A 24,424-nucleotide genomic window follows, 5' to 3' on the forward strand; every position below is an offset into this window, starting at 1 on the left:
AATGAAAAAGTTTTTTAAAGACAGAAAGGTGCTGGGCAGTGTCTGCATCGTACTGGCATTAATCCTTTCTTTTGTAGTTGCTCCTGCGTTCAGCAACATTAAAAGTAAACAGACCGAGATTGTCCGGGTAAAAAGTCAGATCGAAGAAAACACGCTGATTACGAAGGACATGGTAGAAACCGTAAAAGTGGGAGGATATAACCTGCCGAGTAATACTGTGACTGATCCGAGTACCGTAATTGGCAAATATGCTCTGGCCACGTTAATGCCCGGTGACAGCATTCTGGATACAAAAATTGCTGCTGAATCCCCAAATGCTTATCTGTCCCAGCTCGACGGGAAACAGGTAGCAGTTTCGATTTCCATCAAAAGTTTTGCATCGGGTATGTCCGGAAAGCTACGTGCTGGGGATATTATTTCACTTTCCGTTGCCGACTACGGTGACTTAAAACAAACCCTGATGCCGGAGGAGCTGCGATATGTGCGACTGATTGCAGCCACCAACAACACCGGTGTGGATAGATCTGCCGATCAAAAAGATACCAGTTCAGACGATATGCCGTCCACTCTAACGGTAATAGTGACGCCGAAACAGGAACTAAAGCTTGTGGAATATGAGAACCAAGGGAAACTTCATGCTGCCTTAGTTTATCGAGGATCTGAGGCAAACGCACAGAAGTTTCTTGAATTGCAGAGCGAATATTTAAATGGAGGTACAGTAAGCAATGCAGGATAATCGTTTGATTGCAATTTGGGGAAGTGTAGCCAGTGGCAAAACCACTTTGACCATAAAAATTGCGAAAGAACTGGCTGCACTGAAAAAGAATGTCTTAGTAATCTATTGCGATAACGAAACTCCAATGTTACCGCTATTGCTTCCGGTGGAAGAAAGAGTTTCTACACTTGGAGATGTGCTATCTTTACCAGAACCGACCGTAAATGATCTTTTGAAGCATTGCCACGTCTACGGCGGCAGCGGCTATCTCAGTATCTTAGGGTATAAGCTTGGAGATAACCTGATTACCTACCATGAGTACCTTGATCCGGAAATCAGATTCTTCTACCGGCTTTGTCGTCAAATACCGGACATTGACTATATTTTGGTAGATTGTTCACACCACACCAGCGAAATACTTACAGCCACAGCGCTGGAGATTGCCGATCAGGTGTTACAAGTTTCCACCGCTACACTGAAGAGTGCCGTGTACAACGAATCACAAAAGAGGTTGCTGCAGGGGGCCAGGTACCATTACAAGCAGCATTTGCAAATCTTGAATGATGTATTCCCAAAACAGGATACCTATTCCTTTCGGGAAGCCTTGGGAGGTGCAGACTATATCTTCCCTCACTGCCCCGCCATTACTCAACAGACCGAAGAAAAAAAATTGCTTGATGCTGTTTATGGCAAAGAGGGAAAAGTTTTTCAGTCAGCTATGAATGATTTGATCAAGGAGGCCTTTCAGAAATGAGTAGAAATCTATTCCAAACCCAGCAAAAATGCCTCAGTTTTGCGGAGGTCTTTAACCATACACAAAACTTCATGTTTCAGAAGTATAAGGAGCTACTCTCCGGTGATGCAGAAAAGAGCAAGAATCAACTGGAGGCATATACCAAGCAATACCTGACGGAACAAGGATATGAGGTAGAAGGATACAGCTTTGATGATCTGGTCGACAAGTTAATCGATGAAATGACTGGGTTTTCTTTTCTCTCTCAATATCTGGATTTTCGAATTAAAGATGTGGAAGAAATTAATATCAACTCATGGAATGACATCAAGGTCACTTTCAGTGATGGACGGGTGGAACCGGCAGTAGGAAGATTTTATTCGCCTAATCATGCTCTAAATACTGTTCGTCGATTACTGAGCAGATCGAGAATCGTTTTAGATGACAAAACGCCTTGCGTTCGAGGACATCTGAATAAGAAAATTCGTATTACCGTAAACGGATTTGGAGTCATTGACGAAGATGTTGGCGTAACGGCATCTATTCGATTCATCAACCCTCAGAAGCTAGGTAAAGAAGATTTTATCAGCTTCGGCACAGCCACAGAAGAAATGCTAGATTTTCTCAGCATTCTGTATCGGTATGGTATTTCCATGTGCTTGGCCGGACCAACAGGCACTGGAAAAACCACCATCATGAGCTGGATCATGTCTACCATTCCCAATGACAAGCGACTCTACACTGTAGAAAACGGTACAAGAGAGTTTGACTTGCCCAAAAAGGATGATGATGGCAATGTTATAAATAATGTAATTCACACCTGCACCCGTTACTCCGACGATCCTGCTCTTAGCATCACACAGCAGATGTTGCTGGAGCAAGGGCTTACATTTAATCCAGACTACTTCTGCTTAGCCGAAATGAAAGGCTCAGAAGCCTATGAAACACAGGAAGCCGCCCGCACCGGTCATGCTGTCATTTCCACAGTACACGCTATCAGCTGCGATAAAATATACGACCGTATTCTTGATCTGTGCAGCTTAAAAGGAAATCTCAGCGATAAATTGTTGTCTCGTTTTGTTGTGGACGCTTTTCCCATCACCTTTTTCATCAAAAAAATGGAGGATAATGTTAGAAGGATAACCGAAGTTTGCGAATGCTCTATAGATAGCGACGGCACTCGAAAATTAAACCGACTGTATCAATATCACACACTCCACAATGATATTGTAGACGGCAAAACTGTTATTACCGGAAAATTTGAGCGTGTAGGTGTTATCTCTACAAAGCTGCAGCAAACGCTTCGGGATAACGGAATACCCGAAGCGCTCCTGCAAAACTTCATTGGTGGAGGTGAGCATACTTGACATTCTTATTCACATTGGGTTTTTTACTGTTAATTGCAGGCGTTTTCTTACTTCTCCAGTTATCGCCTTTGGATTTAGTAGATCAAGTAAACACTTTTATGGCTAAAAGAAAAACCAAATTGAAAAAAAGTGTCGCACTTAGCAAAAAGCCAGTTAAACTTCGAGGAATTAGAAGAATTGTGAAGGAAGCTCAAGATGTACTGGCACAGGAAAATGATAAACAGAAATGGCCAAAATTAGTTCTTGCCTCTATGGGGCTTGCGGCGCTAGGACTTTTAATTTCCAGTGCGTTGAATAACGCCTTTCTTGCACCGGTGCTGGCAGGCGGCTTAGGTTTGATGCCATTTCTTCTGATTTCGTTCTCCTATATACGCAAGAAAAAAGGGTTGAATGCTGCATTGGAAACAGCCCTTTCCACGATCACATCTTCATATTTGCGTACAGAATCCATTGTGACAGCCGTTCGCGAAAATATAGATCACTTGGATCCGATTATCCGCCCAACCTTTGAAAGATTTATGGTACAAGCAGATCTCATCAGTTCCGATCTGATGGCAGGATTGGAAACCATGAAGCGAGGGATCGACAGTCCTGTTTTTCACGAATGGATTGATGCTATGAAGCTGTGCCAGAAGGACAGAAACCTAAAATCTACATTATTGCCAATTGTCAATAAGATGTCCGATATGCGTGTGGTATCCGGCGAGCTTAATATTCTTCTATATCAGCCTCTAAAAGTATACGTAATAATGGCTCTGTTCTTGGTTTTAGAGATTCCTTTCCTTCGCGTTTTGAATGAAGAATGGTATCTGCTGCTGATGAACACCGTCGCAGGCAAAATTGTTATAACCATCGACGTGGTCATTTTATTGGTGTCTTTCGTAAACGTCATACGCAGCACTAGGCCCATTGAATACAGGAGGTAACAATATGCTGATTTATATTTTGTGCTTTTGTTTTCTATCAAGCGGCATTTACCTGCTGCTGTGCGATATGTTACACATTCCGACGTTGGCCAGCTCTCAAGCAGCAATGGAAATTGCCAGAGGCGGTAAAGCAAAAGTTTGGAAAACCGACACTTTATTGATGGCATTGGCCTCCAAACTCAGCCCGTATATTAAACTAAACCCTCAGCAAAAGAAAAACCTGGCAGCCTCGCTGCTATATGCCGGAATCAATATGCAGCCAGAAACATACTTGGCAAATGCGATTATTAAGTTGCTGCTAAAAATGTTACTGCTGATCCCGTTTACCGTAACACTTCCGGCTATGGATCTGGTTGTTATCTGGTGGGCTGTGAACAGTTTTTTTGCAGACATTGGATCTGCACAAAAAATGGTCAAAGAGAAAAGAGAACAAATTGAACGTGAACTGCCAAGGTTCGTGGAAACAATTGAACAACAGCTGCATTCGAACCGCAATATCTTAGTTATACTGATCGGGTATAAAAGCATCGCCGGAGAAGCGTTTCGAAATGAGTTGGAGTTGACAATTGCCGATATGCAGTCAGGTATTCCTGAGCAAGCTCTGGTGCGTATGGAAGCACGAGTAAACAGTATCATGATGAGCGAAATCGTTCGAGGCCTGTTAGCCGTAATGCGCGGGGATAATGGGGTCATGCACTTTTCTATGTTGGCTATTGATTTTAAAAAGCAAGAACGACAGCAGCTGAATATGATTGCAGTGAAACGACCTGATGGTTTAAAAGTATTCAATTATCTGGTTCTGGCTGGTTTCTTTATTACGCTGGTTGTTCCTATCGCAATGTATTTAATGGATCTATTACATCAAATGGCGGGGTGAAAAATGAGAAAGGCAAAAGACATATTGACTTCCTCTCGCGGAAGTATTTTATTTGAATCTCCTGTTATGGTGGTATTAGTCGTTATGGTTCTGATGCTGTTTTTGACTGTAGCTCCAGCCTTCATCGACAAGCAGCAGCTCGATGTCTACGCATCAGAGTTGAAGCGCACCGCCGAGCTATCTGGACAAGTTGGAGAAGAAACCTCTGAAATGGAAAGTAAGCTGAATGATCGTACCGGTCTGGAGCCGAAAGTTTCTTGGTCTAAGACTGGTAAAATCCAGCTTGGCGAGGAAATCATTGTGACATGTACGATTCAAAAGGATCTTGGTTTCGGCAACCTAGGCTCTTTTCCAGTTACCTTACAGTCTCGACAAACAGGAAGATCGGAGGTCTATTGGAAATGAAAAGACTCCGAATTATCCTTAAAAGTCATAACGGCAGCTCTGTCTTTTTGACGGCTGCCGTTATTTTCTCCTTACTGATTGCTTCGTCCGCAGGATTCGAATTTCTGCGTCTACAGGTCATTGCATATGGCACACGCAATGCAATGGAATCCGTTGTAACGCAGTCCTGCACAGCCAACTATGATAGGCTGTTTAACGGTCTGCGTGAGGGATATAGCGGAGCTTATCAGCTCACCGGATCTGACTGGTCGGAAAACGTAGATGATCAATCTATCTATGGATTTGTGAATGACCAGCTGGGGACTAAGTACAGCGGCGGTGAATATACCAAATCGATCAGCAGTGGCTATGAATATAAAATAACCGGTTTGAAGATCAAGATGACAAACACTCCATTCACCTCTAGCGGAAGCGATCAACAATTTACCGGCATTGCTTCCTATACCGTCATTATACCGATGTCTTTTGGTTGGCAACAAAGCCCACCCTTAGAAATACCCATAGAGGTAAAAGCTGGCTATCAGTCTAAATTCTAGAAACACCTGTAAGATTTCATCTTACAGGTGTTTCTATGTTAAGGAGAGAAAACATGAAAAGAGATCGAAAAACCTCGTTCATTTTGACTCTGATGTTATTATTTATGTTCTCGATTTTTGGTGGAGGCACCATTCTTAATGCTTTAGGTATCATTCAAATACCACTATTCTCTTCATCTGAAAATACAACTGTTTCGTCAGATACAATTAATAACAATAATTCCGAATCACCGGGAATAAACATTCCGACTGGTATTCGGATTTATGATCCTCAAAGTCCTGTATCTTCTCAAATCGGTGATCCCGATACCGAAAGCTCGATTTCAGGAGATATCAGGGATACAAGCACTGAAAAAGATTATTCCTATGTCGCGGAGCTTGCCGGTGGTACTGGTACTTCCGGTAGCTCTTCGGCAGATACGTCTTCTATAACCGGACAGGAAGCCGGGAACTCTTCGAGCAGCTCGGCTCCTGCTCCGGCTGACCCTGGCACCAGCAGCGGAAGTGCTTCTGATAATTCCAGTTCCAGCAGTTCAAGTTCTGGTGGAACGGTCATTCCCGGAAACCGGCCAAAACCATCCGGTGGGGGCGGTTCTCACGCCGTTGATGTGCAATCTATTGTACTTGATCAAAGTGATGTTACCATCAATCGCAAAAACACATTACAGCTTACAGCAACTATTGCCCCTCAGAACGCAACAACCAAAACGGTAACCTGGACAACATCAAACAAAGATGTGGCCGATGTTGACAGCAGCGGCAAGGTAACCGGCATTGGAGCCGGTACTGTCACGATCACGGCCACAGCAGGTCAAAAGTCAGCTACATGCCAAGTTACCGTGGTAGTGCTGATGGACGGCATCAGTTTAAACCACACGGAGCTGTCAATCGACAAGGGCAGCACCGAGCAGCTCACGGCCAAGATCACCCCGGAGGATACTACGGATGATAAGACCATTACGTGGACATCCTCAGATTCCGAAATTGTAAGCGTGGATGATGCTGGCAAGGTAACGGCTTTAAAGCCTGGTAAAGCAACGGTTAAGGCTTCGGCAGTCGGCGCTTCGGCCAGCTGCGAAGTCACGGTTTTGTCACCGATGACCGGCATCGAGCTGGACAAATCCACTCTTACTCTTAATCGCAACACCACGGATAAGCTGACAATCAGCTTTTTACCGGATGATACTACATCAGGTCGGGAAGTTGCATGGAGCAGCAGCGCTCCCGAAGTGGCCAACGTTGACCAGCAGGGCAATGTTGTAGGTTACAGCATTGGTACGACAACTGTAACAGCCCGCTGCGGAGAATTCACGGCCACATGCAACGTGACGGTGAATGCCTTAATTGATGGTGTTTATTTAGACCAGTCAGAAATGACACTTGATCGCGGCACTGATGGCCAACTCAAAGCTTCTATCGTTCCTCTGGACACGACGGAGGATAAAACAGTGACCTGGTCTTCCAATGATCCAAACGTGGCCGCAGTAGACGATAGCGGAAAGGTGACCGGTGTAAAGATCGGTTCGGCCACCATTACGGCTAAGGTTGGTGAGCATACCGCATCGTGCAAAATTAATGTTGTGGCGCTGATTCACAGCATCGCCCTGGATAAAACAGAGCTTACCCTCGACCGTGGTACCGGCGATCAGCTAACAGTCAACATCGACCCGCCTGATACTACTGAGGATAAGACGGTTACATGGTCTTCCACTGATCCCGACGTGGCTACGGTGGACAGCTCTGGAATAGTGTTCGGTGTGAAAATCGGTACAGCAACTATCACAGCTAAGGTAGGGACGCATACTGCATCGTGCAGTGTTACTGTTGTAGCTTTGATTCACAGCATCGCCCTGGATAAAACAGAGCTTACCCTTGACCGTGGTACCGGCGATCAGCTAACAGTCAACATCGACCCGCCTGATACTACTGAGGATAAAACGATTACTTGGACATCAAGCAATCCCGACGTTGCCATTGTAGACGCAGCCGGTAAGGTGACCGGGGTTAAGATTGGCTCGGCCACCATCACCGCACAGGTGGGGACGCATACCGCCAGATGCACAATAAATGTTGTGGCTTTGATTCACAACATTGCACTGGATAAAACCGAGCTGACCCTTAATCGAGGCACTACCGGGCAGCTAATAGTAGGCATCGATCCGCCGGATACCACCGAAAATAAAACAGTAACCTGGTCTTCGAGTGATCCGACTGTTGCCACCGTGGATGCATCCGGTAAGGTGACGGCTGTGCAGATCGGTTCGGCTACCATTACGGCCACTGTCGGAACTCATGCTTGCAGCTGCAATATTAATGTTGTGGCACTGATCAAAAGCATTGCACTGGATCAATCCGCTCTGATAGTTGATCGAGGTACCAGTAACTTAATTGCAGTTCTATATGACCCCGCAGACACCACCGAAGATAAAACCGTTGCCTGGTCTTCCAGCGATCCGGACGTGGCCACGGTCGACAGCACCGGCAAAGTTACCGGGGTTAAAATCGGTACAGCTACTATCACGGCTAAGGTAGGGACGCATACTGCATCGTGCAGTGTTACTGTTGTAGCTTTGATTCACAGCATCACGCTTGATAAAACAGAGCTTACCCTTGACCGTGGTACCGGCGATCAGCTAACAGTCAACATCGACCCGCCCGATACCACCGAGGATAAGACTGTTGTTTGGTCTTCCAGCGATCCGAGCGTAGCCACCGTGGACAGCTCCGGCAAAGTTACCGGGGTTAAAATCGGCTCGGCTATTATCACAGCCAAGGTCGGCGCACATACAGCATTGTGCAATGTTAATGTAGTAGCCTTGATTCACAATATTTCGTTGGATAAGAGCTATCTCAATCCTGATAAAGGTGCTACCGATCAGCTGACAGTTTCTTTTGATCCCGTTGATACGACAGAAAGCAAGGTGGTCATCTGGACATCCAGTAATCCGGCCATTGCCACCGTAGACGCGACAGGCAAAGTTACTGCGGGCATTTCACAGGTAGGTGAAACCATCATCACCGCTCGAGTTGGTACACATACCGCAACGTGTGTAGTTGGCGTAGGCGTAAAATTCACAGTCACGACAGAAGAGAAGTGGACATCTTCCGGAATGGACATGAGGTTCTATGGGGACGGTTCTGGTAGATTTGCAGCATGGGAGAACGACAAAAAAGAAAAACATGGGTACGGCGAATTAAAAATCACTTTCTCCAGAGCCATTACAATTCCTACTAACAACCAAGATATTACAATTACATTGCGAGAATACGATGAAGATGGTTCTGCTAGCTCAGGCGGGCATGTCAATTTGTATTATCCTGGAACGAATACCAGCTCGTTTTCGTTATCTAATAATACAAGATCATGGAGGACAACAGCGAAGGACACAACTTATGTTCACTTGCATTTCTCTTCGACGGTAAGGGCAAACAGCAAAGAATCCGGGTATGTTGGTGTTACTTGGCAACCCGGTGATCTTGTTATCTTTGGCATTCCTATCACCAGCTCTTCTGGCTATTTAGATTTATAAGGAGGCAGAAAAATGTTAAATGTTGCTGTTCTTATGGGGCGGCTGGTCGATACTCCAGAGCTACGGCATACACCTCAAGATTTGGCTGTGACGAGCTTTACACTTGCTGTTGATCGGCCGAAATTTTCGGGCAAAGATTCTCAAGCTGATTTTATCGATTTTGTTGCCTGGCGCTCGACGGCAGAATTCATTTGCAAATATTTTCGTAAAGGGCAACTAATCGCCGTTGAAGGATTGATTCAGACGCGAATCTATCGCGATCGAGACGGAAATAAAAGGAAGGCCTTTGAAATACTGGTAGATAATGCCCACTTCACAGGAGAACAAAAGGAAAAGGATTCGGCAACAACGCCGAATCCTTCTCCTGACTTTTTAGATGATGATGGAGGAATTCCAGATGGCAAGTGATGAAAAATACAAAGAAATCACCGACAAATTATTGGACGGCGTCACAGAAGTTTTTCATGGCGATCGATTCAAGCAGTACCTCCAAACCATGTCTAAATTTCATTCCTATTCGTTTCGAAACAGCTTGTTGATTCATTTGCAGATGCCCGAAGCGAAAAGGGTTGCGGGATTCGAGTCTTGGAAAAAACTCAATCGGTATGTTAAAAGAGGTCAAAAGGGAATTGCGATCTTTGCCCCGTACCTTATCAAGAAAAAAATTCAGCTGGAGAGTGAGAATCCTGCAAAAGAAGGAGAGGAAACAGAGCAGTCTGTAGTGAAATTTAAGATCGCTTACGTATGGGATGTATCGCAGACCGAAGGCGATCCCCTTCCCTCTTTTTGTAATGAATTGACCGGCAAGATAGATCGTTTTGATCAGATTTTTTCTATGCTGAAAGATATCTCCCCTTACAATATCTGCTTCGAACAGATACCTGGAAATACAAAAGGCTATTGCAACTCAGAGAACAAAAAAATTGCGATTAAGATCAGTATGAGCGATGAACAGACGATAAAAACTCTGATTCACGAAATTGCACACTCGTTGCTTCATGAAGATTCTAAAAAATCCAGAGAGCAGGAAGAGGTGGAAGCTGAAAGCGTCGCTTTCATTATTTCTGACTTTCTAGGGGTAGATACATCAAGCTACAGTTTTGATTATGTTGCTATCTGGAGCAGCAAGATGGAAGCCTCAGAACTTCAAGATATTCTGGCAAACATCCAGCAGCAGGCCAGCGCAATTGTAAGTCAGCTTTCAGAAAAATTTGAAGCTTTAGCTCAAGAAAAAGAAAAGGTGGAACCGATCACAGAATGCGGACTCGATGAAAAATTGCACCAGGCGGAGCAGAAAATCGCCAGAAGCAATCAGCAGCAGGAGGTTATGAAATATGGAAAAAATCTATTTCAATGACGAGGAACTCGCGATTCTTGAATCAATTTCTGATTTAAGCGATGAGGAAAAGTTGAAAACTTTGGAATCCTCGTTGCGCGACGAAAATGAAAATACCAATCAGACCGCGCTGCGGCATCTCATTCTAAAGCTTTCGCGGCGTAGCCAAAAATAGGTAGGGTTTCCCTACGGGCGAGCACTGCATGTGGCTATCCACATGCCAATTTTGCAAAATCTTCCGTTCCGGAGTTTTTGCAAAATCGCTCGTTAGGGTGTCCCCTAAAACCCCTTAATAATTATCCTTAGAATAAAATGATGAAGCAGGAGGCGCAACAGTTGGAAAAAAACCGAGTCAGGAAGCGGTCTATGATGATCCGCTTTACAGATGACGAGTTACAATTTCTCAAAGAGAAGATGGAGGATGCCGGTTTCTCTAACAATAGAGAAGCATATCTTCGAAAAATGGCACTGGATGGATACGTCATCAAGCAGGATTTTGCAGGTCTATCCGATGTTGTTTATCAACTATCTCGCATCGGCAACAACCTGAACCAGATGACTCGAATTGCAAACACACACGGAGATATTGAATTGTCCGAGTTGAAAGAAATTAAGAAGGGCATCGATCAAATATGGCAACTACTTACATCGAAGGCATAGCAATTCGACCAGGGCGAACCGCCTTGCAAACGGCCTTTGACTCCATTTCCTATATTACTAATCCGCAAAAAACTCGCGATGGTAAATGGGTAACAGGATATAAATGTTCACCGGACAGCGCTCATTACGAAATACTTATGCAGCACCGGCTATCCGAACAGATCACAGGCAGAAGCGTCATTCAAGATTATCAAGGTAAAAAAAAGTCTTATATGCTTATGACCATGCGCCAGTCATTTGCACCCGGTGAAGTAAATGAAAAAACTGCTCACGAACTAGGGTGCAGATTGGCAGAGCAATTTCTTGGGGGCAAATATCAATATGTTGTTGCAACACATATCAATACGCGTTGTATCCACAATCATATCATTTTTAATATTGTTGGGGACGATTATAAAAAATTCCATCAAACAAAATTCACACCGAAACGGTTGGCCGAATGCAGTGATTCTCTTTGTGATGCTTACGGCCTATCTGTTGTGGTTCCCTCTCAGTCGCGCAGCAAAAGAACATATACAAATACCAAGGTTACACCGTTCCGCACAATTCTTAAAAATGACATTGATCGTTGCGTTCAAGCTGCGAAAAGTTATGAAGAGTTTCTTACCCTGCTGGAGCAGGACTATTATGTGAAAAGCTCTGGTAAATACCTCACTGTACGCAATCGTACAAATGGTCAGCAACGGAATATTCGTGTTTACACTTTAGGAGGAGATTACAAAGAAAGCAGTATTAAAAAGAGAATTGTCGATGAATATGGTTTTGCTGAAATCGGAAGTACTTCCGCTATTCCACAAGCTTGTCAGGAAGAAACTCTGATCGAAAACATTTCTTATTCTCAGCGGCTTAGAAACATTCAGTCAATGTTTCAAGCCTCTGGTGTTCTTTCCGATTATGATGTTCGTAATTATGGGGATATACAGCAAAACATTCAGTCTCTTTATGATTTTGCTGCTGCTGCCAAAAACAAAATATTTCAGGCAGAAAGTGAATTGGACAAGGCTGAACAACTACTCAACGCTATGAATATTTTGGAAAAATATGATGATGTTGCACGAGAGTACGAGCAAGCTTTACTGAAAGACCGATTCTATCAAACTCACAGAAATGAGCTTGACTTATATTTAAATGCCGAGGAAATACTGTCCGGTATTCCCATCACGACTGAATCGAAATGGGATTTGGAGCAGTCTGTGAAAGAGAGCAGAAAGGAACTGGATGATCTGCAAAGTAAATATTTTGACCTGCAAGATAAGCTGGAACAAATCAACAGCGCAAAGCGAGTGATTGATAAAGTCCATCGAGAAAAAGGAGGATATGATTATGGTCGGTGATGAACTTAGTGAAAAGATGGTTGTCTACTCTTTTCGAACTTCCGGTAAACTTACCGGTAAAATGCTTAAAGCTTTTTTCAGGGCTTTAAAGAAAAAGGGTGAAAAGATTATTAATAACCGAACACCCAATCAGATTAAAATGGATCGGCTTTCTCAAGACGGTAACATTCAGGTGCAGGGAATGGAGGTCAGCAAGGAGCAGCTGGCCGGCTTCGATCAATACGCAAAAAAATATGGTTTGGAGTATTCTCTCATTCAAGAGCAGAACGATCCAAACCATTATTTTTTTGTGTTTCGAGCTAAAGACATTTCAAAGGTAGAAATGGCAGCCGAAGATTTTTTGAAAGACAAGACGATAGATCGCGGCGATCTGAATGAGCGTTTTGAAAAAGCTCATGAAGCAGCTCTTCAATTTAACAAGGCACAGGAAAAGGAAAAATCCCGTGTTAAATCTCGTGGAAAAACAAAGGAGGTAGCAAGGTAGTGCAGACATGGAAAGAAAAATGGCTTCAACTGATTATCAATTTTTGGTTAATCTTTTTTATCTGCTTTCTATCAGCTCGTTTGGTGTTAAAACAATTTAATATGTTCGACGAAATAATCACCGCAGAGATTTCTGCGGTGATTTCTTTTATCATGCTTTTGCCACACATTATAAATGGAAAAAAGAAACGTGAATACGCTAACAAAGAGCATGGTTCTTCCCGTTGGGGAAGAAAGGCTGATATAAAGCCGTTAATAGACAAAGACTTCTTCAAAAATATCATCTTATCGGCAACCGAATACCTATCCATGAACATGCGGCAAACAATGCTGAATTGTCATGTGTTTATCATCGGCGGCTCGGGCGCTGGTAAATCCCGATTTTATGCGAAGCCCAACATTATGCAAATGAATGCCAGCTACGTTGTTACGGATCCCAGCGGTGAGCATTTACATGATGAGGGAAAAATGCTGGAACAGAATGGCTATAAAGTGAAGGTGTTTAATGTTGTGGATATGGCCAGAAGCATGCACTTCAATCCTTTAAACTATTTTGTGGAAACGGAAGACATTCTGCGATTCGTAGAACTTTTAATTGCCAATACCAATGGCGGCAATGGTTCTGCAAACAACTCAGCGCGTGATCCTTTCTGGACTAACGCTGAAAAGCTCTGGCTGATGGCTCATATCTCTTTCGTGCAGGAAACCTGCCTGGAGCATGAAAAGACTCTAAATTCCGTGGTGTTCCTTTTGAACCACTCCGAAGTCAAAGAAGAAGATGAGTCCTACAAATCGGCCGTAGATATTCTTTTCGAGGAGCTGGAACAAAAAAATCCTGACAGTTTTTCAGTAAAGCAATATAAAAAGTATAAGCTTGCCGCAGGTAAGACCGCAAAATCCATTTTGATTAGCGTCGGTGTCCGTTTGTCATGCTTCGATATTCCTAAGGTATCTGCACTTGTTGCAGATGACGAAATGGTACTAGACAGAATGGGCGATGAAAAAACCGCCCTTTTTCTGATAATCAATGACAAGGACCCTACCTACAATTTCTTGGTTGCCATCCTTCTGGATGTTCTGTTTAATACCCTTTGCCGACGGGCAACAAAACAGCCAGATATACACTTGAAAATACCTGTGCGATGCATCCTCGATGAGATTGCCAACATCGGGTATTTTCCAAACCTGCACATTTTAGTGGCTGTCTTAAGAAAGCACTGGATTTCGTTGGAATTCCTGTTTCAAAATGTTAATCAGGCAAAGGCTCTCTATAAAGATCACTGGGCGACAATTGAAGGAAACTGCGACACCACGGTATTCCTGGGCGGCAAGGGTGAGGACACCACAAAATATGTTTCCAAGGATCTGCTGGGTTCGGCTACGATTGATACCGTTTCATATGGCGGCAGCGGCGCTTCGGGGAGCATGGGTCTGAACAGTTATAATTCCACGGAGCAGAAAGCCGGAAGGTTTCTTTTGGACGAAACTGAGGTGTCCAGACTCGACAAAGATAGCTGCATTGTCAGCATCCGTGGTCTTCCTCCGTTCAAAAGCGCAAAGTATGATCCCCGGCAGCATCCGAATTACAAGCAGCTGGCAGATTACGATGAAGCGAACGCTTATGTATTTCATAGAGGACTTGATCTTCAACACGCCAGCATTCAATACTATACTGTCGATTTACAGGAGGAATAAAGTATGCAAAGCACAACAATTTTAACTCTCTTACGGATTTTTCTGATTGTCATGGGCGCTTTCTCGGTGATATGGGGAATCAACGATATGTTCGGCGATGGCCAACAGAGCAGCGTCGGTACCAAAAAAATTGTAGGCGGCATTGCCTTTGCAGCCATCTCCGGTTTCATTATGACCTGGGCGATCAAAGAGGTAGGTGCTGCGGAAGCACAGGCAGGCATCGGAGCCGTGCTGATGTCTCCCCTATTCAGCCCTTTTCTCAACCTGTAAGGTAGGTGAGTACCTTTGAATGATATTCTGCGCGACAGTATAGCAAACATCTTTTCAGGAATCTCTAAAAATCTGGTTGACATCACTCACCAGGTTACAATGTCGCCATCAGAGGCTTTCGGTGCTTCCTTTTGGACAACTCTATTGAATCTTGGAACCACCATTGTTATGCCCTTTGCAATTGCCATTCTCTCCTACTTTATGGCAGCAGAACTCTATCAAGTTTACTGCAAGGCAAATGGAGAAATGGATTTGCAGCTGGTTTCGACGACTGTATTCAAATTTATTCTCCCCTTTCTCCTGATCAACAGGACATACGATTTGCTCAAAATTCTATTTATACAAATAAACGGAGTGATTGTTCAAATTGGAGATAAAGTCGGATTGGCAGCACAAAACGGTTCTGACGAATATGTTACTTGGTATAACCAAATTAGCGGGATGTCTTTTCTCGACAAGATGGCATATTTGCTTCAGCTTCTCCCCCTTGCATTTATCATGAAAGGAATGGGCGTTGTCATAATGGTAATTGTATATGGCCGCCTTTTTGAAATCATGCTGTACTGGATTTTTGCTCCCATTCCTTTTGCCACTCTAATTCATAGTGAGTTTAGCCAAATCGGGAAGAACTTTATAAAACTGTTTGCAGCCGTCCTCTTGCAGGGCGGCTTTATCATTTTGTGTGTTGTCTTGTACACCCAGCTGATTCAAACCGTCGCAATTAAAGCAGATATGGAGGGGGCTTGGCAGATGATTGGATATTCTCTGCTTTTGATCTTCATGCTTACTAAAACCGGGACAATGTCCAAAAAACTTTTAGCGACCTATTAGGAGGTTTCTATGATTGTAAAGATACCCGAGGATGTCTACAAATATGAGAACAAAGTATGGGGGAATTTTTCTGGCAGAATGCTAATTTTCATTCTAGCAGCTCTCGCAATTATTTTTGTGGTTTTTGCTGCAATATTCTGGCCCACCGGCAGTATTGATCTTGCCGGTGGAGTTTCGACAACCTGTGGCCTGATTGTAATGTGGTTTGGCATCTACAGCAAAGATGGCCAGCATCTGGAACGGATACTGAAATACAAGTACCAAGCAAAGCACAAATACTTGCAAAAGCGAAAGTTTTCCATGAAAAATCTATATGAAATCATTCAAGGCAATCAAAAGGAGTGGAGAAACGCAAATGATCAGCTTGAAAGACTTGAAAAAGAAGCCTCAGAAGAAAGTAAAAAAGCAAATGGCAAGAAAATCTCTGCCCTGGGAAAAAAGAGACACTGCTCAAAATAGCATCCCTTTTGATGTTATATTTGATAACGGAATCTGCTTTCTTGGAAATGGCCGATACAGCGCCACTTTTTCATTTGAAGATACCAATTACAGCAATACACAGGAATCCTCTCGAATCGAAACCTTTGAAAAATACTGTGATTTTCTAAACGCATTTGATGACACAATGCAGTTTCAGATTCACATTCTAACTAAACAGCTTTCACGCACGAACGTTGACCTATACATCAGTTCCCCGAAAGGGGCCTCCAATGATTTACGGCAATGTGTGGACGAATACAACCAAATGCTCACTAGCAGGATGAATGGAAACAACTCTTACGTTCAGCAGAAGTACATCACCATTACCATTCAGGATGATGATATTTCTAACGCAGTTGTTCGCTTTGACCGCATTGACAGTGAAATCCTGCAACAACTGCGTATGCTTGGCTGCGCGACCAAACGTCTGAACAAGCTGGAGCGACTGTCCCTTTTGAGAGAAGTCTATCGTCCGGACGATACATCTGCCTTAAGCTTTCAGCAAATGGCTGCAAGTGGAGTCATAGACAAGGACATCATTGCTCCGTATTCTATGGATACCAGCCACGACGACTACATTCAACTAGGGGATTATTATACACAAACTTTTTTTCTGGCAGAACTACCGCAGGATTTGTCTGATGAGCTGGTAAAAGAGATTACTACCATCGATAACAGCATTTTGCTTACCATTAATGTGCTACCCCAAAACCCCAGAGAATCCATTGATGAAGTTCGAACAAGGTTACGTCATCTGGAAAAAGAAAAGGAGGACAACCGCAGCCGACAGCTCACGTATGGAATTCTAATCCCGGAACCGCCACGGGATTTAAAAAAGGCCATCGAGAACACAGAATCTTTTTTGTCTGATCTGGAAACCAGAAATGAGAAAATGTTTCTGGCTAACGTTCTGATTCATATTCGGGCAAAATCGCTGCAGGAGCTTTCTGTTATCGCAGAAAACATCGACAGCAAGGTTTATAAAAACGGATGCACACTGCGGCCCTTTACCTTTGCCCAGGAAGATGGTTTCAATTCCGTTCTTCCTTTAGGGCGCAATGATACTTTTATAAAAAGAATTTTCACCACTTCTTCGCTGGCCGTATTCATTCCTTTCAATGTGGTGGAAATTGTTCACACTGGTGGACTATTTTACGGAAAAAACAAGCTCAGTAATAATGTGATCATTATGAATCGAAAGCTGTACAACAATGCTCATGGCTTCTATTTTGGCGCATCCGGCTCCGGAAAATCCATGGGCGCTAAGATGGAAGTTTGGGAGTGCTTTTTTAGGACTAAGGATGACATTCTCATCATTGATCCGGATGGCGAATTCACAAAGGTAGTAGAACTGCTGGGCGGCCAGGTGATTGAAGTATCCAACAACTCTAAGACCAAATTTAACCCATTCGACATCAATGAGTTTTATGGCGGCGAGGATGAACCAAATCCAATTCCCTTCAAATCTGATTTTATTATTTCCCTTATCGAAGTTACCCTGAACTACAGTAACGGAATTCCAGACATTACGCGCTCCATTATTGACCGCTGCGTTCGTAATATTTACAAAAATTATCAAGGCGAGCCTTGTTTGGAAAATATTCCGACATTCATGGATTTCTATGAGAACCTGAAAAAGCAGCCGGAGAAGGAGGCACGGGATTTGGTCAGCGCTTTGGAAATATACATTGTCGGTACCCTGAACATTTTTGCCGGAAAAACCAATATCGACGTTAACAACAGAGTACTGTGCTTTAACACGAAGAAGCTGGGCAAGCAGCTGAAAACAATGGGTATGACCATTATTCAGGATTTCTGCTGGAACCTGATTACCAAGAATCAGGCGCTGAATCAAACCACCTGGCTTTGGAATGACGAAATTCATCACAGCCTGAAGAATCCAAGCACGGGTGACTGGCTAATCAACACCTGGAAGCGCGGCAGAAAGTACGGTCTGATTGCCACCGGCATGACACAGGAGGTGCGGGATGTCTGCCGAAGCGAAGAAGCAAAGGCCCTGCTTTCCAACTCAGAATTTGTCATGCTTTTCCGACAAAAAAATGATATGATCGGCGACGTTGCACAGGTCATGAACTTGTCAGATCAGCAAATACACAAGTTACTGACCTGTGACAAAGGCACCGGCTTGTTTAAGGCCGGAAACAGCATCGTCGAATTCAATAACGTGATTGAGCAAGGCAAGCTTTTTGAAGTATTCATGACCGATGTCGGAAAACCACAGGCCGGGTGATAGATGATGCTGGATAAGGAAGTCATCAAACATACCCGCAACGGCATTCAAAAGCAAAATCTTACGACCGGTGCCACAAAAATGCTTACACAGAGTGACTTTGCAAAGGAAATTCATTACCAGCGCCCCGGTACGACTGAATACACCCACACAAAAACGCCGGTGCCGACTGATAAACGAGTTCATCCAGCATATCAGCGCCCCAGCAAACCACAATCTTTCAAATCGACAGCTGTCTCTCCCTCTGCATTACGCGCCGGTGACAAAACAAAAGCTTCTGCCGCCGCAGCTCCACCCGTCACTGCTTTACCGCGCACCGGCGGACAGATAAAAGGCACCGCAATTATCCGCTATCCACAATCATCCATATCCACGCAAATTGCACTTCAGCAAGCACCTTATATTTCTATTCCCTACCTGCAACGCTTTCAGAATGCCAATGGCCGAAAATCCATTCAAAGATTTGGACGCTATGTTGTCAGGGATACCGCCAGAGAATTAAAAGAGAGTGACAGTATCGGCCTGCAGGCAGTCGGTGAGTATACGCAGGATGTGCAGAGCGCAGTTCAAGCCTACCGGGATATTCACCGATTTTATAAGAGTAGATCCTATCGCGTCAAATCCAAGACAGCAGTTTCAAATGAAATCCAGATAACAGCTGCAAGAAATTCAGCTGTATTAAGGGCTGCCCGGGTAAAGGCCAGAAGTATTCTTCCGCAGGTTCAAAGCTCTTCTGTCCATAGCAATATTATTAAGGTTATATTGCAGGGCGTGAAAGAAGTTTTAGTCGGCCCTGGTACAAAGTTGTTTCTAATTGGAGGTTTACTGGTAATATTGTCAGTTATGCTTCTGAATCAAGCTGTCGGTGCCTTTGTCAACTCTTTTGTCGGTTCTACCATTGATCACCCAGAGCTGACTGAATACGTAGCACAGCTGGATCAGGATTTTCAGCAGGAAATAAACGATGAGAAAGAAAAGTACAGCGATAAGCCAAATACGACTGTCAAAATTGAATGGAATGGATTTGTGGACACGGATGCAAACGTACTGGCGATCCTGGCCACAAAAGACTGGACTGTTCTTGATTTGACTGAGGAAAATAAAGCAGCACTGAAAAAATATCATTCCATACTTAATACCTATACCGTCGAGAAGAAAAGTAATACGGAGCAGAAGGTAACTGAAGACGCAAAGGTTAAGGAGGAAAGTTCACGCGAAATAACGATTCGTGTACACATTTATACAGCAGAAGAAATCATTGATTCTTTGGGCTTTACTGAAACGGAAAAGAATCATATGCTCGAAATGCTTGATGTATTAACGCAGATTTCCGATCCATCTTCGCCAACTACCGGTATTATTGTTACGGATGGCGATGGTTTATTCATCTGGCCGACTCCAGGGGTAATAACAATCACCAGCCCATTTGGAGAACGCTGGGGTAAGATGCACAAAGGCATCGACATCTCCGGTTATGAAGCATACGGTAAGGCAATTGTTGCTACCGCTGACGGTGTTGTTACCCAGGCCGTTCACAGCGGCTGGGGCGGCGGGTATGGCTTATGTGTCTATATTGACCACGGCAACGGTTACTCATCACGGTATGGCCATTGCAGTAAAATTCTGGTCAACAAGGGAGATCGTGTCCAAAAAGGACAAATCATTGCTTACATTGGTTCTAGTGGAGATTCTACTGGCCCTCATCTTCATTTCGAGATTCGAAAGAATGGTGTTCCGATAAATCCACAACAGTTTTTTAAAAAGTAGGCAGGTAGGGTATAATCCTTTCCTGCCTACAATAATTTCAGGAGGTTAATATGAGCGAACGAATTGAAAAGTTGAAACAATCGATTCAAAACGATCGGGATCGGCTGCAAAAGTTGCAACAGCATCTTAAAGAGAAAGAAGATAAGTTGCAGGAATTAGAACAATCTGAACTGCTCTGCAACTTAAACAGCATTGTTGTTGAAGGATTTGACGCCACTGAAATCATTCAGGCAATCAAAAACAAAGATACTGAGCGCCTGTATGCTTTAATCAATCATCAAAAGGAGGAAGAAAAATGAATGTTTTAGAGGCACTGTCAAAATCAGGTTATGAAGTTAATAGCATTGGAAGTGATGTCTTCCCTGCCGCGCTGGTATTCGAAGGAAATCCATGCGGGTTTATCCTACCGGATCTCTCCGTAAGCCTGATTCCAGAGCATGAAGCAAAACGCCCTGCTCTGGATCAGGTAATCTTGCACGCTGTCAACATTCAGGGATTGGAAGAAATCGGCGGCGAAGCAAAGCTCTCCCAATATGAAAATACCGTTCTGACCGTAGTCTATGATTTCTACGACAATCGAGAGATCTATCACATCAGCGCTCTGGAAGAGGATGGTCAGCTGGTATTAATGGAAACCTGCTACGAAAAGGTTGAGGCTACGCAAAAATTCGCAGCCCGTTCCGGCCTTGTCGGCAATATGCCCACTTCCGCATATCAGAAGACTCGAATTCAGCGCTTTATGGACATTATTCGGAAACGCGGATATTCCTCAATCGCTGCCAGTCAAAAAGACTCTTTCCGCGCGTATGACATAACCGATACGGACGGAAAGATCGTAGGATACATTGGAAAAAATGATTTTGTCACCATCACAAGCGATGACCGGAGACATAACAATGATTTGCGCAGCGCTTACCAGCAGACCAGTAACCAAACACCTGCATTTCCTGCTTTTTTTGATAAATTGAAAGAGCTGTTAAAGGAAATTGGCCTGGCACTGAAAGTTTCCTTCACTCCCTCCGGTCGGCACTACGCGATCCAGGACCAGCACGTTCAGGTTGCCACTGTGAATGAAAAACAAGAAGTCACCTATACTCAGCAGGCCACGGAATCCCATAAGCGTAAGATCAATGCAGCCGTTATGCAGGCTCAGGAAGAGTATACGAGCGATACCAGTAGAGATCAGGAGCAGCACCAAGAAGTTCATTATCTTTCTCCTTTGGTTGATGAGAGCAAAGAAATCGGAAGCGCTTCCGATTTTGTAGAGAACAGAGAGGAAAGGAACGACCGTAAGATCGAGCCTGAATTAACTGTTTCTGAAATAAAAGAATTGGCCACGGCAGTTCTTTCAGATAAGGCCCTAAGTTCTCAGCTCAACAAAGATCTGCTGGGAAAAATCGCTTCGCTCTCTCAAAAACAGAATTCAATCGTAACAGATACATTCTCTCCTACCCCAAATCAGGAACTCTTAATACAGGATTTCACCGAATACATTGATCTGCTGCAAACACTGGATGGTTTTAACCCGGAAGAAAAAGAAAATCTACAACAGGAGATCATTGCAAAATTCGGCACCGACTCTCTGGATGAATTTATGGCCAACATGAAATCAGGAAAATACGACGGGTCGGAAACCATCGAGAGTAGATTGGAACAATCGCAGAAGCAAGCAGCTGTGCAGAACTCCGGCAGGGACAAGCAGCAGCGTGAACAGGGAAAGGAAATGGTGGAATAAATGGAAAAGTTGGTTTCTTATCTGGAAACATTAGGCTACACCGTGGAAGAGCAAGGTAAAATCCAGAGATTCCTAATTGTCTTTTACCAGGGACTTCCCGTAGGATTCATTCTCCCAGATTTCTCTGTTCGTCTGGTAACTGATGCGGATGGAGTGCAAAAAGAATCTCTCGGAAAAATCGTTGCTTTCTTTCAGGAGCATAACAACCTGCCCTCCGTTGGCTCTGGTGAATTCATGATTCTTAATTATCGCGGCAGCCAGCTCACCGTGTTTTTTAATCCGAAACATCAAAGGATGCAATATGCCTCCTATACTGTTTCTCCCGAAACTGGTGAAATTCAAAGAAATCTCTATATGAACTACGATACTGCTATTCACCATTTTGTTGAACAAACCCATATGATTAATTTGCATGAGCTTCATTCACTTCCTCAGAAAACCCTAGGTGAACGATTTAGCGAATGGCTGCTGCAATACCTGTTGAAAAAATCCCAAGAGAAACTGGAACAGAAGTAATCTGTTCCAGTTTCTTCTTTTCTGAAAGGATGTGTTCATTATATGGCTACCAAAAAACAGCGACTTTATGTAGACATGGATGGAACCCTAGCAGTATTCTCTCCCATTCTCGAAATGGAAACTCTATATGAAAAAGGATACTTCTTAAATCTCTCTCCGCAAACCAACGTCGTTGAAGCTATCCGGGTAATCATTCGTGATTACCCGGATATAGAAGTGAATATCCTTTCGGCTTATCTCACTGATAGCCACTACGCATTACAAGAAAAAAACGCCTGGCTTGATCAGTATTTGCCCGAAATCGATCAGGCCCACCGGACTTTTTTGCCATGTGGAAGCGATAAAAAGGATTACATCGAGGGAGGTGTAAGGCCAAATGATTTTCTTCTGGACGACTACACTAAGAATCTTACCGACTGGCAGCCACCGGCAAAAGGGATCAAACTACTAAACGATATCAATCACACCCGGGGAACCTGGGCATTTGACCGCCTTAGATTTGACAAATCCCCCACCGTTCTTGCAGAAAACATAGTTGATATTATGCGCCATGGAATAGAGATTTGTGATGATGCCCCAAAAAGAAGGTCTGTCCAGGTAGAGCATAGCTCAGCCTCATTACAGAATCGGTACAGCGAGGCTCTTCAAAATTCGTCACCATCCAGAACATCACCCACCCGAGATAAGGAGCGATAAGAAAGGAAGTGAAAACATGTCAGTTAGCAGAAGCGGAGAATTGTATTATACGGATGAAGAAAAAGAAGCTGCTTTAAATAACAACAATGCGTTGCAATACGCCTTATCCAGAGGTTACCACTTGGTACGTACCGGCAATGAGTTCCACCTAAAAGAGCATGACAGCATGGTTTTTAAGGCTGATGGCCGCTGGTACTGGAATTCTCAATCACTCAAAGGAAGAGCACTGGATTTTATTCAGCACTATGAGAACAGGGAGTACAAAGAGGCCATCTGCATTCTCGCTGGTACGATCAATCAATCTGCTCCAATAGGACCTGTAAAACACGTTGAGTTTCCCGTTGAAGAAAAGAAAGAGATGATCCTACCCGAAAGAGCAGAAAAATACAATTCTCTTTTTTTCTACTTGTGCAAATTTAGAGGATTGGATGAGTTGCTTGTAAAACGAATGGTTGCAGAGCGTAAAGTGTACCAAGCAATTACGTACAACAAAATCAAAATTGCCGGTTACGACAAAGACGGCCACGCCCAGTATAAAGTAAAAGAAAAGTTCAAAGATGAGCTTCAAAACATCCCAGCGGAAACGACATCTCTCAGCATCGACGGCAAGCCAGGCTCCCCTATCTTTCAAGAAAAATGCCTGACATCGGACTCCATTCAACAATTGATAAAGGAGAAAAAGATTTTCAAATTCAACGTCGTGTGCATGGTAGGATATGGAGAAAATGGAAAGGCAAAATACGCTTCGATTCGATCTATGAATACTAAGGAGGGTTCGAAGTCTCTAAAAGTGGATGTTGAAGGCTCCGATAAAAGCTACCCATTTCTTATTGAGGGATCTCCGGATTCAAATACCGTTTGCGTCCTTGAAAGTCCAATTGAGGGGATGAGCTACTGGAGCGTGTGCCAGGAAACAAAAAGTGATCGCCAGGATTGCTACATGCTTGGCCTTGGCGGGGCTTCCGTATTACAGGCTCTTGATCGATTTCTTAAAGATCACCCACAAATAGATACAATAGTCAGCGGCTTAAATAATGATGATGAACAGTCTGGTCATAGAATAAATGCTGGTCTGAACGGTACAAATCGCATTATTGAAAAATACAGTAAGCAGTACACGATTATCGTTCATAAGCCACATTTAAACGACTGGAACAACGTACTGACAAATTACCGGCAGCACCTGCAGAAAAAAATGACATTACGCCAACCTGAAAAACAGATAGTTAATAATCGTAGCATAAAAGCACCTGCAATCGCACTATAAATTTCATCAGGAGA

The 24,424-nt window shown here is 43.7% G+C and carries 25 protein-coding genes; all 25 read left to right on the forward strand.

Going from position 1 to position 24,424, the window contains the following annotated elements:
* The first annotated feature begins 1 nt into the window (after nt 1).
* The 25 genes from cpaB (at nt 2) to G340_RS0104580 (ending at nt 24,410) form a co-directional block, all read left to right on the forward strand.
* The gene (gene cpaB, locus G340_RS16350) at nt 2–736 is read left to right on the forward strand and encodes a Flp pilus assembly protein CpaB (RefSeq protein WP_020072459.1); all 735 of its coding nucleotides are present in this window, start codon (nt 2–4) and stop codon (nt 734–736) included.
* A complete protein-coding gene (locus G340_RS0104460; RefSeq protein WP_020072460.1) occupies nt 726–1,469 on the forward strand; it encodes a ParA family protein in 744 nt (247 codons plus the stop codon). The genes cpaB and G340_RS0104460 overlap by 11 nt, the downstream gene beginning before the upstream one ends.
* Nucleotides 1,466–2,815: an ATPase, T2SS/T4P/T4SS family gene (locus tag G340_RS0104465; protein WP_020072461.1), complete on the forward strand. Its 1,350-nt coding sequence runs from the start codon at nt 1,466–1,468 to the stop codon at nt 2,813–2,815. The genes G340_RS0104460 and G340_RS0104465 overlap by 4 nt, the downstream gene beginning before the upstream one ends.
* Nucleotides 2,812–3,741: a type II secretion system F family protein gene (locus G340_RS0104470; RefSeq protein ID WP_020072462.1), complete on the forward strand. Its 930-nt coding sequence runs from the start codon at nt 2,812–2,814 to the stop codon at nt 3,739–3,741. Before G340_RS0104465 ends, G340_RS0104470 begins: the two co-directional genes overlap by 4 nt.
* A 4-nt stretch (nt 3,742–3,745) precedes the next feature.
* On the forward strand, nt 3,746–4,618 hold the full coding sequence (locus G340_RS0104475) for a hypothetical protein (RefSeq protein WP_020072463.1): 873 nt from the start codon (nt 3,746–3,748) through the stop codon (nt 4,616–4,618).
* 3 nt (nt 4,619–4,621) lie between these two features.
* Entirely contained in the window at nt 4,622–5,023 is a 402-nt protein-coding gene (locus tag G340_RS0104480) for a DUF4320 family protein (protein ID WP_020072464.1), read from the forward strand.
* Complete coding sequence (locus G340_RS0104485; protein WP_020072465.1) at nt 5,020–5,559, forward strand: hypothetical protein; 540 nt, start codon at nt 5,020–5,022, stop codon at nt 5,557–5,559. The genes G340_RS0104480 and G340_RS0104485 overlap by 4 nt, the downstream gene beginning before the upstream one ends.
* Before the next feature lie 53 nt (nt 5,560–5,612).
* Nucleotides 5,613–9,089 (forward strand): Ig-like domain-containing protein, encoded by a 3,477-nt coding sequence (locus G340_RS17195; protein ID WP_177309642.1) that lies wholly within the window; start codon nt 5,613–5,615, stop codon nt 9,087–9,089.
* Nucleotides 9,090–9,101: 12 nt separating this feature from the next.
* Nucleotides 9,102–9,497, forward strand: coding sequence for a single-stranded DNA-binding protein (locus G340_RS16365; RefSeq protein WP_020072466.1), 396 nt, complete (start codon nt 9,102–9,104; stop codon nt 9,495–9,497).
* The gene (locus tag G340_RS0104505; protein WP_020072467.1) at nt 9,487–10,446 is read left to right on the forward strand and encodes an ArdC-like ssDNA-binding domain-containing protein; all 960 of its coding nucleotides are present in this window, start codon (nt 9,487–9,489) and stop codon (nt 10,444–10,446) included. The genes G340_RS16365 and G340_RS0104505 overlap by 11 nt, the downstream gene beginning before the upstream one ends.
* Complete coding sequence (locus tag G340_RS17800) at nt 10,424–10,600, forward strand: hypothetical protein (RefSeq protein WP_020072468.1); 177 nt, start codon at nt 10,424–10,426, stop codon at nt 10,598–10,600. The genes G340_RS0104505 and G340_RS17800 overlap by 23 nt, the downstream gene beginning before the upstream one ends.
* Before the next feature lie 140 nt (nt 10,601–10,740).
* The gene (locus tag G340_RS0104515; protein WP_407635355.1) at nt 10,741–11,085 is read left to right on the forward strand and encodes a MobC family plasmid mobilization relaxosome protein; all 345 of its coding nucleotides are present in this window, start codon (nt 10,741–10,743) and stop codon (nt 11,083–11,085) included.
* Nucleotides 11,058–12,419: a relaxase/mobilization nuclease domain-containing protein gene (locus G340_RS0104520; protein ID WP_020072470.1), complete on the forward strand. Its 1,362-nt coding sequence runs from the start codon at nt 11,058–11,060 to the stop codon at nt 12,417–12,419. Before G340_RS0104515 ends, G340_RS0104520 begins: the two co-directional genes overlap by 28 nt.
* Nucleotides 12,409–12,903 carry a DUF3801 domain-containing protein gene (locus G340_RS0104525; protein WP_020072471.1) on the forward strand — a complete coding sequence of 165 codons (495 nt, stop codon included), beginning with the start codon at nt 12,409–12,411 and terminating at the stop codon, nt 12,901–12,903. Before G340_RS0104520 ends, G340_RS0104525 begins: the two co-directional genes overlap by 11 nt.
* Nucleotides 12,903–14,597 (forward strand): VirD4-like conjugal transfer protein, CD1115 family, encoded by a 1,695-nt coding sequence (locus G340_RS16370; RefSeq protein ID WP_020072472.1) that lies wholly within the window; start codon nt 12,903–12,905, stop codon nt 14,595–14,597. Before G340_RS0104525 ends, G340_RS16370 begins: the two co-directional genes overlap by 1 nt.
* 3 nt (nt 14,598–14,600) lie before the next feature.
* Nucleotides 14,601–14,867 (forward strand): hypothetical protein, encoded by a 267-nt coding sequence (locus G340_RS0104535; RefSeq protein ID WP_020072473.1) that lies wholly within the window; start codon nt 14,601–14,603, stop codon nt 14,865–14,867.
* Nucleotides 14,868–14,882: 15 nt separating this feature from the next.
* Nucleotides 14,883–15,698, forward strand: coding sequence for a VirB6/TrbL-like conjugal transfer protein, CD1112 family (locus G340_RS17200; RefSeq protein WP_020072474.1), 816 nt, complete (start codon nt 14,883–14,885; stop codon nt 15,696–15,698).
* 9 nt (nt 15,699–15,707) lie between these two features.
* Entirely contained in the window at nt 15,708–16,157 is a 450-nt protein-coding gene (locus G340_RS0104545) for a PrgI family protein (RefSeq protein ID WP_020072475.1), read from the forward strand.
* Nucleotides 16,108–18,429: a VirB4-like conjugal transfer ATPase, CD1110 family gene (locus G340_RS0104550; RefSeq protein WP_177309643.1), complete on the forward strand. Its 2,322-nt coding sequence runs from the start codon at nt 16,108–16,110 to the stop codon at nt 18,427–18,429. The genes G340_RS0104545 and G340_RS0104550 overlap by 50 nt, the downstream gene beginning before the upstream one ends.
* 6 nt (nt 18,430–18,435) lie before the next feature.
* Entirely contained in the window at nt 18,436–20,196 is a 1,761-nt protein-coding gene (locus tag G340_RS18390) for a M23 family metallopeptidase (protein WP_020072477.1), read from the forward strand.
* A 50-nt stretch (nt 20,197–20,246) separates the two neighbouring features.
* A complete protein-coding gene (locus G340_RS0104560; RefSeq protein WP_020072478.1) occupies nt 20,247–20,495 on the forward strand; it encodes a hypothetical protein in 249 nt (82 codons plus the stop codon).
* On the forward strand, nt 20,492–21,931 hold the full coding sequence (locus G340_RS0104565; RefSeq protein WP_020072479.1) for a hypothetical protein: 1,440 nt from the start codon (nt 20,492–20,494) through the stop codon (nt 21,929–21,931). The genes G340_RS0104560 and G340_RS0104565 overlap by 4 nt, the downstream gene beginning before the upstream one ends.
* Complete coding sequence (locus G340_RS0104570; RefSeq protein WP_020072480.1) at nt 21,932–22,447, forward strand: hypothetical protein; 516 nt, start codon at nt 21,932–21,934, stop codon at nt 22,445–22,447.
* A gap of 42 nt (nt 22,448–22,489) precedes the next feature.
* Nucleotides 22,490–23,143 (forward strand): 5' nucleotidase, NT5C type, encoded by a 654-nt coding sequence (locus tag G340_RS16385; protein WP_020072481.1) that lies wholly within the window; start codon nt 22,490–22,492, stop codon nt 23,141–23,143.
* 16 nt (nt 23,144–23,159) lie between these two features.
* Nucleotides 23,160–24,410, forward strand: coding sequence for a toprim domain-containing protein (locus G340_RS0104580; RefSeq protein ID WP_020072482.1), 1,251 nt, complete (start codon nt 23,160–23,162; stop codon nt 24,408–24,410).
* The last annotated feature ends 14 nt before the right edge of the window (nt 24,411–24,424 follow it).

Source organism: Faecalispora sporosphaeroides DSM 1294, from assembly GCA_000383295.1.
Lineage (GTDB): Bacteria > Bacillota > Clostridia > Oscillospirales > Acutalibacteraceae > Faecalispora > Faecalispora sporosphaeroides.

Coding starts and splice junctions, on each gene's coding strand:
- cpaB (WP_020072459.1), top strand. CDS start 2: ATGAAAAAGTTTTTTAAAGACAGAAAGGTGCTGGGCAGTGTCTGCATC.
- G340_RS0104460 (WP_020072460.1), top strand. CDS start 726: ATGCAGGATAATCGTTTGATTGCAATTTGGGGAAGTGTAGCCAGTGGC.
- G340_RS0104465 (WP_020072461.1), top strand. CDS start 1,466: ATGAGTAGAAATCTATTCCAAACCCAGCAAAAATGCCTCAGTTTTGCG.
- G340_RS0104475 (WP_020072463.1), top strand. CDS start 3,746: ATGCTGATTTATATTTTGTGCTTTTGTTTTCTATCAAGCGGCATTTAC.
- G340_RS0104480 (WP_020072464.1), top strand. CDS start 4,622: ATGAGAAAGGCAAAAGACATATTGACTTCCTCTCGCGGAAGTATTTTA.
- G340_RS0104485 (WP_020072465.1), top strand. CDS start 5,020: ATGAAAAGACTCCGAATTATCCTTAAAAGTCATAACGGCAGCTCTGTC.
- G340_RS17195 (WP_177309642.1), top strand. CDS start 5,613: ATGAAAAGAGATCGAAAAACCTCGTTCATTTTGACTCTGATGTTATTA.
- G340_RS16365 (WP_020072466.1), top strand. CDS start 9,102: ATGTTAAATGTTGCTGTTCTTATGGGGCGGCTGGTCGATACTCCAGAG.
- G340_RS0104505 (WP_020072467.1), top strand. CDS start 9,487: ATGGCAAGTGATGAAAAATACAAAGAAATCACCGACAAATTATTGGAC.
- G340_RS17800 (WP_020072468.1), top strand. CDS start 10,424: ATGGAAAAAATCTATTTCAATGACGAGGAACTCGCGATTCTTGAATCA.
- G340_RS0104515 (WP_407635355.1), top strand. CDS start 10,741: ATGAAGCAGGAGGCGCAACAGTTGGAAAAAAACCGAGTCAGGAAGCGG.
- G340_RS0104520 (WP_020072470.1), top strand. CDS start 11,058: ATGGCAACTACTTACATCGAAGGCATAGCAATTCGACCAGGGCGAACC.
- G340_RS0104525 (WP_020072471.1), top strand. CDS start 12,409: ATGGTCGGTGATGAACTTAGTGAAAAGATGGTTGTCTACTCTTTTCGA.
- G340_RS0104535 (WP_020072473.1), top strand. CDS start 14,601: ATGCAAAGCACAACAATTTTAACTCTCTTACGGATTTTTCTGATTGTC.
- G340_RS0104545 (WP_020072475.1), top strand. CDS start 15,708: ATGATTGTAAAGATACCCGAGGATGTCTACAAATATGAGAACAAAGTA.
- G340_RS0104550 (WP_177309643.1), top strand. CDS start 16,108: ATGGCAAGAAAATCTCTGCCCTGGGAAAAAAGAGACACTGCTCAAAAT.
- G340_RS18390 (WP_020072477.1), top strand. CDS start 18,436: ATGCTGGATAAGGAAGTCATCAAACATACCCGCAACGGCATTCAAAAG.
- G340_RS0104560 (WP_020072478.1), top strand. CDS start 20,247: ATGAGCGAACGAATTGAAAAGTTGAAACAATCGATTCAAAACGATCGG.
- G340_RS0104565 (WP_020072479.1), top strand. CDS start 20,492: ATGAATGTTTTAGAGGCACTGTCAAAATCAGGTTATGAAGTTAATAGC.
- G340_RS0104570 (WP_020072480.1), top strand. CDS start 21,932: ATGGAAAAGTTGGTTTCTTATCTGGAAACATTAGGCTACACCGTGGAA.
- G340_RS16385 (WP_020072481.1), top strand. CDS start 22,490: ATGGCTACCAAAAAACAGCGACTTTATGTAGACATGGATGGAACCCTA.
- G340_RS0104580 (WP_020072482.1), top strand. CDS start 23,160: ATGTCAGTTAGCAGAAGCGGAGAATTGTATTATACGGATGAAGAAAAA.